The organism is Thermaerobacter sp. PB12/4term (assembly GCF_003403315.2).
In the GTDB taxonomy this organism is placed as follows: domain Bacteria; phylum Bacillota; class Sulfobacillia; order Thermaerobacterales; family Thermaerobacteraceae; genus Thermaerobacter.
On record NZ_CP048407.1, the window covers coordinates 949,194 to 962,511 of the forward strand.

At 72.9% G+C, this 13,318-nt stretch carries 4 protein-coding genes; all 4 read left to right on the forward strand.

The features are described from left to right. Positions 1-239: 239 nt before the first annotated feature. The 4 genes from DYI95_RS03885 to DYI95_RS03900 are packed head-to-tail and all read left to right on the forward strand — an operon-like array spanning position 240 to position 13,208. Positions 240-1,379 (forward strand): DNA repair exonuclease, encoded by a 1,140-nt coding sequence (locus DYI95_RS03885; protein WP_116900724.1) that lies wholly within the window; start codon positions 240-242, stop codon positions 1,377-1,379. Next, positions 1,376-5,095 (forward strand): AAA family ATPase, encoded by a 3,720-nt coding sequence (locus tag DYI95_RS12970; RefSeq protein ID WP_116900723.1) that lies wholly within the window; start codon positions 1,376-1,378, stop codon positions 5,093-5,095. The genes DYI95_RS03885 and DYI95_RS12970 overlap by 4 nt, the downstream gene beginning before the upstream one ends. Further along, positions 5,092-8,745 carry a PD-(D/E)XK nuclease family protein gene (locus DYI95_RS12975; protein WP_116900722.1) on the forward strand — a complete coding sequence of 1,218 codons (3,654 nt, stop codon included), beginning with the start codon at positions 5,092-5,094 and terminating at the stop codon, positions 8,743-8,745. The genes DYI95_RS12970 and DYI95_RS12975 overlap by 4 nt, the downstream gene beginning before the upstream one ends. Beyond that, positions 8,742-13,208 carry a UvrD-helicase domain-containing protein gene (locus DYI95_RS03900; RefSeq protein ID WP_116900721.1) on the forward strand — a complete coding sequence of 1,489 codons (4,467 nt, stop codon included), beginning with the start codon at positions 8,742-8,744 and terminating at the stop codon, positions 13,206-13,208. Before DYI95_RS12975 ends, DYI95_RS03900 begins: the two co-directional genes overlap by 4 nt. Positions 13,209-13,318: the final 110 nt, after the last annotated feature.

The following is a 13,318-nucleotide window of genomic DNA, read 5'->3' on the forward strand; positions in this document are numbered from 1 at the left end:
CCCGGGCCGCCGGGTCCGGAGGCAGACGCGCCCAGCCGGAGGGTGCCCCGGCTTACGGTTCCGCGACCTGCCGGCGACGGCTTGATCAAGCAGGGACTTGACCAGGGAACGCACGTTCTGTAATCTATATCCAGATGATCACGGGCCGGCGGTCACGACACCGCCGGCCGGCCTCGTGTGCGTGGGGGACCGGCCGGTGGGAACCTGAGACCTGTGTTTGCCCGCTGGGGGGACAAGCCTTGTTTCGCATCCTGCACCTGGCGGATCTCCACCTGGGATGGGAACCGCGTTTCATGGCGCCGGACCGGGCCGCCGAGCGCCGGCGCCGCCGGGATCGCCTGCTGGCCCGGGCGGTGGATTACGCCCTTGAGGCCAGCCATCAGGTGGGCCTGGTGCTTATCGCCGGGGACCTGTTCGAAACCCACCGGCCGCCGGAGTCGCTGGTTCAGGAGGTCATCAGCCAGCTGCGCCGGCTGGAGGCCGCTGGGGTCCCCGTGGTGACCGTGCCCGGCAACCACGACGAGATCACCTATCATGACTCGGTGTACCGGCGCTTTGCCGCCGCCTGGCCGGGCGTGCTGGTCCAGAACCCCCTGCCGGAGCCCGTGGCGACCCTGGCCGTAGCCGGCTTTCCCGTCCACATCTACAGTCTTGCCTACACGGGCGGGGTCACACCGGCGGGAAGTCCCTTGACGGCTTTCCCCCGGCTGGACGAACCGGGCCTCCATGTGGCCGTGTTCCACGGCACCCTGGGGCACTGGGGCGGCGACCGCAGCCTGCCCCTGGACCGGGAGGCCCTGGCCCGGGCGGGGTACGACTACGTGGCCCTCGGCCACATCCACCAGGCCCTGGAGGAACGCCTGGGACGGACTCCCGCGGTGTATGCCGGGGCTGTGGAGGGCAAAGGGTTTGACGACCCCGGGACAGGGGCCTTCACCCTGGTGGAGGTGGAGCCGGGGCGGGGAGTGGTGGCCGTCCGGCGGGAGCCGGTCCCGGTGCAGCCGGTGGAGACCCTCCGCATCGACGCCGGCACCTTCGGCAGCGCCGCCGAACTGGGCTCCTACCTGGCCAGCCTGGCCGCGCCCGACCGGATCCTGCGTCTCGAGTTGCATGGCACACCGGCCTTCGCCGTCGACGGGCCCGCGCTGCAGGCCGAACACGCAACCCGGTTCTTCCACCTGGAGATCCACGACGCCACGGAGCCCGTCAGCTGGGACGACCTGTTGCAATGGTCCCGGGAACCGACCATCACCGGGCTGTTCGTGCGGCGGTTGCTGGATCAGCTGGAGGGCGAAACCGAACCCCGGCGGCGCCGGGTGGTGGAGCGGGCCTTGCGCCTGGGGGTACAGGCGCTGATGCGGGAGGGACAGGCACGGTGAGCAAGGCCTTTGAGCTGCCGGCCGGAGCCGGTCCGGAAGGCCACCGGCCCCTGGAGCCGGGCTCCCCTGGTGAGACCGGCTCCGGTGGCCAAGGGCGGGACCGCGCGGATGCTGCGGAGGTGCCCGGGGCGGGCCCCGGCAACGGGCATCCGGTTCGCTGGCACCGCCTGGTGCTGCGCGGCTTTGGACCCTTCCGCGACGAGGTGGAGTTCCGCTTCCCGGAGGGCCTGTCTCACTGGGTGGCGCCCAACGAATCGGGGAAGTCGACCCTTCTGGCGGGCCTGGTGGCGGTGCTCTTCGGGCTTCCGGGCTCCAACGACCCCACCCGGTACGGCCAGGCCCGCTACCGGCACTGGGCGGGAGCCAGCCGCTTCGAAGGCGAACTGGAGTTCACGGCCGCCGACGGCCACCGGTACCGCGTCGTACGGGATTTCGAGCGCCACCGGGTCCGCCTGCTGCACCTCGGCGGCGGGGGGGCGGTCGAGGTATGGACGGGCACCCACAACCCGGCGGCCAGCCGGCCGGCCGAGGGGTACGAGCAGGCCCTGCGGCGGCTTTTGGGGGTAGCGTCCCGCCACGTGCTGCTTCAGGTCTACTGCCTGGAGCAGCCGCTGCCCGCACCGGAAGGCCAGGGGCAGCGCCCCGGCCTGGCCCAGGAAGTGCAGGAGATGCTGGCCGGCGCCGGGACCCGCTCGCCGTCGGCCGCTCTGACCTGGCTGCTCGAAAGCATCAAGGGGCTGACCCGAGCCACCCGGGACCTGGGCATCACGACCCACAACCAGCGGCAGGACCGGGCCATCGAACAGGTCGATGCCCAGATCCGCCAGCTGGAGGAGGCCATTCGCCGTGACCGGCTGGCGGCCGACGACCTGGAACAGGTACGGCGGCAGCTGGCGGAGCTGGAGCAGCGCCGCCAGGCGCTCCGGGACGAGCTGAACCGGTGCCGGCAACGCCAGGAGGCCTGGAGGGAGTGGCAGCGGCGGGTTGACCGTTACCGCAACCGCCTGGAACGCCGTTTGCAAATGGAACAGGCGGCTCAGCAGGCCGGCCGGTTGCAGGCTGACATCGCCCTGCTGGAACGGGAAGAGACCCGCCGTTGGCCCGGCTGGGATGCGTTGGACCGCGACGGGGACGGGAATCCCCTCTCGGGCCTAGACCGCCTCCAGGAGATGGAAAGGCAGGTGGCGGCCCTCCGGCAGCAGCAGCAGGAGGTCAGGGCCCGCCAGCGCCAGGCGGCGGCTCGCTCGCTGCTGGCGGCCTGGCATCGCCATCACTTCCTGACCCAGGTAGGCCAGGCGGCGGTCCGGCTCGCCGGCCGGGTACCCCGCCTGGCCGAGGCCCCGGCGGGCGAGCTGGAGCGACTACGGGACCTGCCCCGCCAGGAGGCGGAGCTGCAGCGCCAGATCGCGGTGTGGGAGGCGGAGGAGCGGGCGCGGCGAGAGGCGCTGGACGCACTGGAGGCCGATGAGGCGGCCGTCGCCGATGCCTACGCCGACGTGCGGGAGTGGAACGCCAGCGTAGCCGCCGCAGCGCTGGAGATGCTCCAGCTGAAGGCGGAGGAGCAGCGCCGGCAGGCCGAGGCGGAGCACCTGCAGGCGGAGGCGCGGCGGCGGTGGGGCCTGGGACGTCGGGTTGGTCTTCTGGCGGCCGGCGTGACGGGATTGCTGGCGGCGGTGGCCGGTGCAAGCAGCAACCTCCCGGGTGGGGCCGTAGCGGCCCTGGCCGTGGTGGTGGCCCTGGCCGCCGGGGCTCTCGCCTGGCGGCTGGTGGCGGGTGGCCGGCCGCCGGTCGACCCGGCCGGTGAGGAAGCTTTTCGCCGCCGTCTCGAGGAGGTCAGCACCCGGCTGGGCGTCTGGGCCGGCCTGCCGCCGGAAGAGCTGGCCAGGTTGGAGCGGCGCTACCGGGAATGGGAGGCCCGGCGCGAAGAGCTGGCCAGGCGCCGCGCCCAGCTGGCGATGCGCCAGCCAGGCGAGGCGAGCCGGCAGCTGGAAGAAGCTCGGGCCCGCCTGGATGCCATGCACCGGTGGGCGACCCCCTTCCTGGCAGGTCGCCCCCTGAACGATCTACCCCGGGTGCTGGCCTGGTGGGAGGCGGTGAGCCGGCTGGGCCGCCAGGCGGAAGGCGAAGCCCGGACCCTGGCCGGCCGGTTGTGGGGCCGGGAGGGGGGGCCGGGTGGCCCGGACGGCGTTGGAACCGGGCCGGCTGGTTCAGGCAGGCCGGGAGCGTGGTGGCGGCTGGCGGCAATGGTTGCCGCCCCCGGCGGCGGCGAGGCGGCCGGCCAGGTGGCCGCCGGGCTCGCCGCGCCCCTCCCGCCCGGTCGCCCGGCGGTCACCACGGTCCAGGCGGGAAGCGCCCCGGCCGGATCCGCGGAGGGGGCCGGAACCGGGCCCGAGTCCGGCCCTGGTACGGGGGCCGGGTCCGGGGCGGAGCCGGTTCCTCCCGAGAGCGCCCGGGCCCTCGTTGAATGGCTCACCGGCTGGGACCCCCTGTTCTGGGAGGAGCCGGCCCTGGAGGCTGCCCGCTGGCGCCGCATCAGTGAGCGGATGGCCGAATGGCTGGCCGTTCTCGAGGCCAGCTGGGACGCCGGGGAAGGGCCCGATCCTGCGGCCGTGCCAGCCTGGCCGCCCGCCGTGGTGGAGCAACTGGAGCGCCTGGAGTCCGAGGGCGAGCAGGAGGCGCTGGCGGCCGGCGGCAGGGCGGAGCGCCTGGAGCAGGACCTGGAGACGGTCCAGGCGGAGGTCAACCGCCTGCGCCAGCAGTGGCGCGTTCTGCTGGAGCCTGCGGGCGGGGATCCCGGGCGGGCCCGGGAGGAGTGGCTGGAGTATACGCGCCACCGGAGCCGGCGGCGGGAGAGGGAAAAGGAGCTGGAAGGGCTTCTCTCCGCCTGGGAGGTGCCCAATGAAGAGGCCCTCCGGGTGCGGGCGGCCGAGGAGCGGGATGCCGCCCTCCTCGATCTGAAGGCCATCGAGGAGCTGGCGCGGCAGGATCCCGACCTCGAGCTGAAGGACCTTAACCCGGACCGGGCCAGGGAGGCCCTGGCCCGGCTGGCGGCCGAAGAAGCCAGGCTGGAGGCGGCGCTGGAAGCCGCGGACGGCACGTACCGCGACCTGGCCTCCCGGGAGCAGTCTTACCTGCGGGACGAGCCCATCAACATCGCCCAGGCGGAACTTGAGCTGGCGGAACTGCGCCGGCAGCGGGAAGCCCTTCAGGACGAGCTGGACGCCCTCGTGCTTGCCTATCGCCACCTGGAGGCCGCGGTGGAGGAGTATCACGGGGCCTACCGCCAGCGGCTGGAGGATGCATCGAGCCGCTACTTCAGCCGGCTGACCGGCCGGCCGGGCCGCCGGGTGGTCCTCGACGGGGGATTCCGGGTCTCCGTCCAGGAACCGGACGGTACACCGGTGGTGCCCGAGCAGCTCAGTCAGGGAACCCGCGACCAGCTCTACTGGTCCTTGAGGGTGGCCGTTGCCGATCTGCTGGCGGGCGACGTGAACATCCCCTTCATCCTGGACGACCCCTTTGTCCACTGGGACGACGGGCGCCTCGGTGAGGCCCGCGGGATCATGGACGTTCTCGCTGCGGACCGCCAGGTGATCCTTCTCTCCCACCGCCAGATCCTGGCCACCTGGGGCGAGGCCGTCGAGGTCCGCGGCGGGGCAATGGCACGGGACGGCGGGGTCGACACCGCAACAGGTAGGGGAGGGTCGGGCCTGTGAGCCTGCGGCTGATCCTGGGCCGGGCGGGGTCCGGGAAGACCCATTACTGCCTGGAAGCTGTGGCCGCAGCCGAAGGCCGGCATGTTTCCGGACCCGCCCTTGTCCTGCTGGTGCCCGAACAGGCCACCTTTCAGATGGAGCAGGCCCTGCTGGCCGCGGTGCGCCACCGGACAGGACGCGCCGGCTTCGCACGGGCGCGGGTCGCCAGCTTTCAGCGCCTGGCCTGGTGGGTTCAGCAAGAGACGGGCGGCATCACACGGCCGGCCGTCAGCGAGCTGGGCAAGCGCTTGATCCTGCGGGCCCTTCTCTCCCGCGAGGCGCCCCGCCTGCAGTTGTTTCACCGGGTAGCCGACCGTCCGGGCTTCATCGACCGCATGGTCACCACCCTGGCCGAACTGGCCGCCTTCGGGATCGACGCCGAAGCGCTGCGCCGGCAACGGGAGGCCTGGATGGCGGAGGGCCGGGAGGGCCTGCTGGCCGTGAAGTTGCACGACCTGGCGCTCCTGTTGGAGGCGTATCAGGCCTACCTGGAGGACAAGGGGCTGGCCGATCCCGTCCATGCCTTGGATAGCGTGGCCCGGCGACTTGGCGACTGCGCCTGGTTGCGGGGGGCTCGGATTTGGGTCGACGGGTTCACGGGCTTCACGCCGGGTGAGCTGCGGGTCCTGGGGGCCTTGCTGGCGGTCGCGGACCGGGTCGAGGTGACCCTTTGCCTGGACCCGGCAGAGGCAGCGTGGGCGGTCAGGGGGCAGCTGCCGGGGGTACCCGGTGCGGGCGGGACGCCGCATGGAAGCGATGGCCCCGATGCGGCGACCCTGTTCCACCCCACCTGGCAGACGGCCCGCCAGCTTCTGGAACTGGCGCGCCGCCAGCGGGTGACCGTCGAGCCGGCCGTGACGTTGCCGCCGGAGGGGGCGGGCCAGAGGCTGCCCCGCTTTCGCAACCCGGCCCTGGCCCATCTGGAGCGGGAACTGTTTCGGTTCCCGGGACGCCGTTTTACCGGTGCACCGGATGGGATCACGGTGGTGGCGGCGCCGGACCGGCGGTCCGAGGTGGCGGCGGCGGCCCGGGAGATGCTGCGCCTGGCCCGGGAAGAGGGGTACCGGTTCCGGGACATGGTGGTCATCGTCCGGGACCTGGACGCCTACCACGACCTGATCAGTTCGGCTTGCGCCGAGCACGGCATTCCCCTTTTCATCGATCGCCGGCGGCCGGTCGGCCATCACCCCCTGGTGGAACTGGTCCGGGCGGCGGTGGAGGTCGTGGCCGCGGACTGGCCCTACGAGGCGGTGTTCCGCTACCTCAAGACGGACCTGGTTCCCGTGGCCCGGGGTGCGGTGGACCGCCTGGAGAACTACGTCCTGGCCTTCGGGATTCGCGGTTCGCTCTGGTACCGGGTCCAGCCGTGGCGCTGGCGGCGCCGCTTCACCCTGGAAGAGGAGGAGGCGGACGATCCGGCCTGGCAGGCGGAACTCGAGGCGATCAACAGGATCCGGGAAGAGGCCACGGCTGCCTTGCGGAACTTCCACCATCGCGTCGCCGCGGCCCGGCGCCAGCCCGTGCCGGTCAAGGTCCTGGCGGAGGCTCTTCATCACCTGCTGCTGGACCTGGACGTGCCCGGCCAGATCCTGCGCTGGAGCGAGGAGGCGGAACGAGCGGGTGATCTGGAGGACGCCCAGGAGCACCTGCAGGTCTGGAACGGGGTCGGCGACCTTCTGGAGCAGGCGGCCACCAGCCTGCCCGATCTCCCCCTGACCCTGGCGGACTTTCTGCGAGTCCTGGAGGCCGGCATGGAGGGGTTGCGGGTGGGCTTGATCCCTCCCGGCCTGGACCAGGTGGTGGCCGGCAGCGTGGAACGGTCGCGCCACCCCAGTGCCCGGGTTGCCTTCTTGCTGGGCGCCACGGACGACGCCTTCCCGCGGCGGATCGACGACGACGCCATCTTCACCGACGGGGAGAGGGAGGAGCTGGCCCAGGCCGGCCTGGAGCTCAATCCCCCCGGCCGGATCCGGGCCCTGCACGAGCAGTACCACGCCTACGTCGCCCTGACGCGGGCAAGGGACCGGCTCTGGGTCAGCTATCCCCTGGGTGACGAGGAGGGGCGGGCCATCACGCCGGCCTGGCTGACCCGCCGCCTGCGGGTGTTGTTCCCCGCCCTCGCGGTGACGCCGGCGGTGGTGGAGGGTCCCGAGGGCGTCGCCACGGCCTCCCAGGCCGTTGACCAGCTGGTGCGGATGCTGGGACGCCAGGCGGTTTCGCCCGCAGCCGGCGAGCCGGCCGCAGCGGGGTGGCGAATCCTCTACCAGTGGGCGGTGACCGACCCGGAGGCCCGCCCGCGGGCCTTGCAGGCCCTCCAGTCCCTGGTCCATTCCAACCAGGTGGAACCGCTGGGCCAGGATCTGGCCCGCCAGCTCTATGCGCGGCCCCGGGGCCCGGAATGGGAGGTCCGGACCAGCGTCAGCCGCCTGGAGCGGCTGGCCGCCTGTCCCTTTCAGCACTTTGCCGCCCACGGCCTGGGGCTGAAGGAGCGGGAGGTCAGCCGCCTGGACGCGCCGCAACTGGGCCGGATCTACCACGCCGCCCTGAGCCTGCTGGCGCGGCGGGTGTGGGAACGGGGTCTGGACTGGGCTGACCTGGATGAGGCGGCGCTGGAACAGCTGGTGGGAGAGGCGGTGGAAGCCCTCCGGCCCCGTCTGTCGGAAGAGCTGGCCACCAGCACCGCCTACCAGAAGCACCTGCTGGCCACCGCCCGGCGGATTCTGGTCAAGACGGCCTCGCGCCTGGCCCACCATGCTCGCCAGGGTAGCTTCCGGCCGGTGGCCGTGGAGGTGGATTTCGGGCCCGAGAGTCCCGTGCTGCCGGCCGCCCCGTGGAGGGTAGGACCCGGCGAGCACCTGGCGCTGCGGGGCCGGATCGACCGGATCGACGCGGCCTGCAGCCCGTCGGGGCGCTGGTTCCTCCGCGTCATCGATTACAAGAGCAGTTCCCGCGACCTGCCCCTGGACCGGGTCTACTACGGCCTCTCCCTGCAGCTGCCCCTGTACCTGCTGGTGGCCACCCGGGCCGGGCGGCGCCTGCTGAGCAACATGCCGGGCGTGCCCCGCTCCTCCGCCGGTGCGCCGGCTTCCGACCCCGAGCCGGCGGGGCTGCTCTTCTTCCCCGTCCATGACCCGTACCTGGACGTCAAGGGCCCCCTCGACGCCGGAGAGATCGCCCGGCTCCGGGCCGTCAAGCAGTTGCGGCCCCAGGGGTGGGTGCTAGACGACGACGAGGTCTTCGATGCCCTGGGGCCCCGCGATCAACTCGATACCCTGGTGCCGGTCCGGTTCCGCAAGGACGGGCGCCCCGAGGCGCGCTCCCGGGTGCTGGGCCCAGAGCGGCTCGAGGCCCTCTTCCGGCACGTGGAAGGCCGCGTGCGGGCCATGGCCGGCGCGATGCTGGCGGGGCGGGCGGATGTGGCTCCCTACCGTCTCCGGGACGAATCGCCCTGCAGCACCTGCCGCTTCCGGGCCGTGTGCCAGTTCGATCCGCGGGTCCCAGGAAACCACTACCGGTCCATCCGGCCCCTGAGCGCCCGGGACGTCTGGGAGCGCCTCGAGGGGGCCGGCCGGACGGAACGGGACGGCCGGGAAGGAGGGGAAGGTGGATGACTGCGGCCACCGGTCAGGCGGCTTCCCGCCGCCGCTGGACGGATGCCCAGCTGCAAGCCATCTCCCTGCGGGGACGGAACCTCCTGGTCAGCGCGGCGGCGGGCTCCGGCAAGACGTCCGTCCTGGTTGAGCGCATCACCCGCCGGTTGCTTGACCCCGCCGACCCGGTGGAGATCGACCGGTTGCTGGTGGTGACTTTCACCGAGGCGGCCGCCGCGGAGATGAAGGAGCGGATCCGGAACCGGCTCGAGCAAGCCCTGGCCGAACATCCCGACGACGCCCGGCTGAGGCGGCAACTGGCCCTGCTGGGGCGCGCCAGCATCTCCACCGTCCACTCCTTCTGCCTCCGGATCACGCGGCAGTACTTCTACCGCCTGGGTCTGGACCCCGCAACCCGGGTGGCCGGCGAGCACGAGGCCCAGCTGCTGCGCTTCGCGGTCCTCGACGAGGTGTTCGAGCGGCGGTACGCCCAGGCCGCTCCGGATTTCCTGGCGCTGGTCGAGGCGTACGGCGGCGACCGCGGTGACGAGTCCCTGCGGAAGCTGGTCCTCGACCTGTACGATAGTGCCTATGCCCGGCCGTGGCCTGAGGCGTGGCTGGACGGGCTGGCCCGGATGTACCGGGACAGCGCCGCAGCCCTGGAGCAGAGCACCTGGTTTGCCGTGGCCCGGCAGGGGCTGGTTAGGGCCTTCCAGCGCCATGCCCGCCGCCTGGCCGGCCTGGCCGCCCAGTGCCGGCAGCCCGGCGGCCCGGAAGTGTGGGCCGAAACCCTGGAGGACGATGCCCGGCGCCTGGAGGCCCTGGCGCGGGAGCTGGAGGGGGTCGGCTGGGAGGCTGCCGGCCGGCTGGTGGCCCAGGCGGCCGGGGACTGGCCGCGCTTGCCCCGCAACCCCCAATCCCAGGATCCGATGCATGCTCGCATCCAGAAGGGACGCAACCAGGTCAAGGACCAGGTCCGGGATCTGGCCCAGGGAATGTGGAGCCGGGCTCCGGCGGAGGTGGCCGCCGACCTGGCGCGGCTCCAGCCCTACGTCCAGACCCTGGTGGACCTGTGCCGGGATTTTGCCCGGTCCCTGCAGGCCGCCAAGCGCGACCAGGGTCTCATGGACTTCGCCGACATGGAGCACTACGCCCTGCAGGTCCTGGCGGATCCGGAGGCGCCCGCCGGCGTCCTCCGCCCGTCGCCCGTGGCCCGGGAGCTGCGCCGGTTCTTCCAGGAGGTCCTGGTGGACGAGTACCAGGACATCAACCCGCTGCAGGACGCCATCCTCCAGCTGGTGGCCGGTGATGGCGAGGAGGTTCCCTTCAACCTCTTCATGGTGGGGGATGTCAAGCAGAGCATTTACGCATTTCGCCAGGCCGAGCCGGGCATCTTCCTGGCCCGCTACCGGGCGTACCCGCCGGCGCCGGGGCCGGGCGATGCCGCCGGAGGCGGTGCCAGCGGAGCCGGGGCTGCCCCGGCTCGCGGTCCGGAAACCGCCCATGGGACGGCCGGGGTGGAACCGCCTGGCGCCGGGGACCCGGAAGCGGCCGCGGGCCGTGGCTGGCGCATCGACCTCAACGCCAATTTCCGCAGCCGGCCGGCGGTCCTGGCGGCGGTCAACGACCTCTTCCGCCGCATCATGGTGCCGGATCTGGGCGGCCTGGCCTACGACGAGGAAGCCCGGCTCAACCCCGGTGCCCCGTACCCGGACCTGCCTCCGGGGGCCTCCGGCGGGGAGGCGCCCGTTGAGGTCTACCTTCTCGAGCGGAAGCCCGAGGCCCTGGATGAGGACTGGCCGGACCGCCTCGAGGGAGGGGCCGGTTTCGACCCTGCCGGGTCCCTGCCGGCCGGCACCGCCGGCGCCAGGACCGGCGGCGCCGGGACCCGCAAGGCCGAACCGGAGGAAACCCCGGCCGAGCCGCCGGCCGGGGACGAGGATGACGGCCTGAGCGGCGAGGAAGCGGCGGACCTGACGGCCCTGGAACAGGAAGCCCGGCTGGTGGCGTGGCGGATTCGGGAGCTGGTCGAAGGCACCGGCCGGCAGCCGCCGCTGGTCATCTGGGATCCCGATCAGAATGCCTATCGCCCGGTCCGGTATCGGGACGTGGTGGTCCTGTTGCGCAGTGCCCGCCTGCGGGCCTCGACTTTCGTCGAGGTGCTGGACCGGGAGGGTGTACCCGTCTATTCCCGCTCACGCACGGGTTACCTGGTGGCTCCCGAGGTCGAAGTCATGCTGGCCCTGCTGCAGGTGCTGGACAACCCGCGGCAGGACATTGCCCTGGCGGCCGTTCTCCGCTCGCCGGTGGTGGGACTTGACGCCCGTGATCTGGCCCGCATCCGCCTGGCTGGACCCGGCCTGTCCTTTTATGAAGCAGCTTGCCGGGTGGCCGGATGGGATCCCGAAGCCGAGGCTCCGGTGGGCGCGGCGGGGCAGGACCTGGAGGGCCTCTCCCAGTCGCAGGACGCCGCCCGTGCAGCCCACGGCCGCAGTGCCGCTGGGGTCGACGCCGGTACAAGCACCACGGGCCGGGGGGCGGGCGGGGATGGGGAAGCGGCTCAGGACCCGCTGGCCGCCCGCCTGCGGCGGTTCCTGGCCGACCTTTCCCGATGGCGGTCGGCTGCCCGGCGATACCCGCTCTCCCGGGTCATCCAGCAGCTGTACGACGAGACGGGCATCCTGGCCTACGTGTCGGGCCTGCCCGCAGGGGAGCAGCGGCGGGCCAACCTGGAGGCGCTGCGGGATCGGGCTCGCCAGTTCGACCAGTTTGCGCGGCAGGGCCTCTTCCGCTTCCTGCGGTTCATCGACCGGCTGCGGGAACGGGGGGACGACCTGGGTACCGCACCGGCCCTGGGCGAAAACGACGACGTGGTCCGCGTCATGACCATCCACCAGAGCAAGGGGCTGGAGTTCCCGGTAGTCGTCGTGGCGGACCTGGGGGTCGAATTCCAGTTCGACCGCGGCCACGCCCTGATCCACCGGGACCTGGGGCTCGGCCTGAAAGTGGCCGACCCAGACCTGCGCATCCGCTACCCCAGCCTGGCCTATGAGGCGGTGCGGACCCAGCAGCGGCTGGATACCCTGGCGGAAGAACTCCGCATCCTCTATGTCGCCCTGACCCGGGCCCGGGAGCGGCTCATCCTGGTGGGGTCCGCCCAGGACCTGCCCGCGTCGGCCGCCCGGTGGTGGGCCGCTGCGGGCGGTGCACTGGCCGGTGGCGACCGGCCCCTGCCGGCGGAGGCGGTCGCAGGAGCCACCCGCTACCTGGACTGGCTGGGTCCGGCCCTGATCCCGCACCCCGATGCCGCGCCGCTGCGACAGCTGGCCATGGCCCCCAGCCCGCTCGAGCCGGCTGCGGGTAGCGAGGGGCTGGCCAGGGAGGGGTGGACCTCGCGCTGGCGCTGGACCGTCTGGCTGCGTCCGCCGGCGACGCCCGGTGCAGCGGCGGGCCCCTCGGCGGTTCCCGGCCCCCAGGATCCGGAGTCGACTCACGCGGAGAGACCGGCGGACGGGCACCGGGACGAACCGGTGGCGCCGGCGCCACCGGGTACCGGGCAGGGGACCGGTGGCCTCCCGGCCCCCAGCTGGCTGGAACCGCTGGTCCGCGGGCAGCCCCTGCCCGCCGGCGCCGTCGACGGCCCAGCGGTCGAGGCCCTGCGCCGGCGGTTGCGCTGGCGGTATCCATACGCGCCTCTGGCCAACCGGTTCGCCAAGCGCTCGGTCAGCGAGCTGAAGGGGCAGGACGATCCGGAGTGGCAGGCATATCCGCTCCCTGCCGACCTGCGGCGGGGCCTGCGCCAGCCCCGCCTCCATTGGAATGGAACGCCCCCGGGGGCGGAGCCCGCCCGGCCGGACGAACCGGCGACGGCTGCCGCGGTGACGGGGGCCGCCCGGGGCACCGCCACCCACCGGGTCCTGCAGCACCTCAACCTGGCCGGCCCGCTGGACCGGCGGTCCATCGAACGGCAAATCGAGAGACTGGTCGCCCGCCGGCTGCTGGCGCCGGCGGAAGCCGCTGCCGTCGACGTCGCGGCCCTGGCGCGGTTCTTTGCCGGCCCGCTGGGCCGGCGCCTTCTACACCGTCCGGACCGTGTCTACCGCGAGTGGATGTTCACCCTGGGCGTGCCGGCGGTGGAGATGTACCCGGATCTGGTGCCGGCACTGGAGGCGGCCGCGCAGGAGGCCGGTGTGCAGGAGGCGGGTGCAGAGGAGGCCGGCAGGATTTCCGGGAGGCCGGTCCCTGCGGGCGACCTGGTGGTGGTCCAGGGCATTGTGGACTGCTTTGTCGACGAGGAGGACGGCCTGCTCCTGCTGGACTTCAAGACCGACGAGCCACGGCAACGGTCCATCGAACAGCTGGCGGCCTTCTATGCCGGTCAGGTGCGCTTCTACCGGCGGGCGCTGGCGGAGATCACGGGCCGTCCCGTCAAGGAGGCTTACCTTTACTTCCTGGCCACGGGGGATGCCGTGCCCGTCGGGTGACCGGCCTCCGGCGGGGACGGCTTGCGGTGGCCTCGGAGGGCGGCTGCGGTGCCGGTGCCGGCCGGCCGGGGCGGCAGGTAGCGGCCTCCCGGGAGCCATACTAGGCCGGG

Bases quoted from the DNA above. Each gene is read 5' to 3' on its own strand.
- DYI95_RS03900 (WP_116900721.1), top strand. From the start codon at position 8,742: ATGACTGCGGCCACCGGTCAGGCGGCTTCCCGCCGCCGCTGGACGGAT.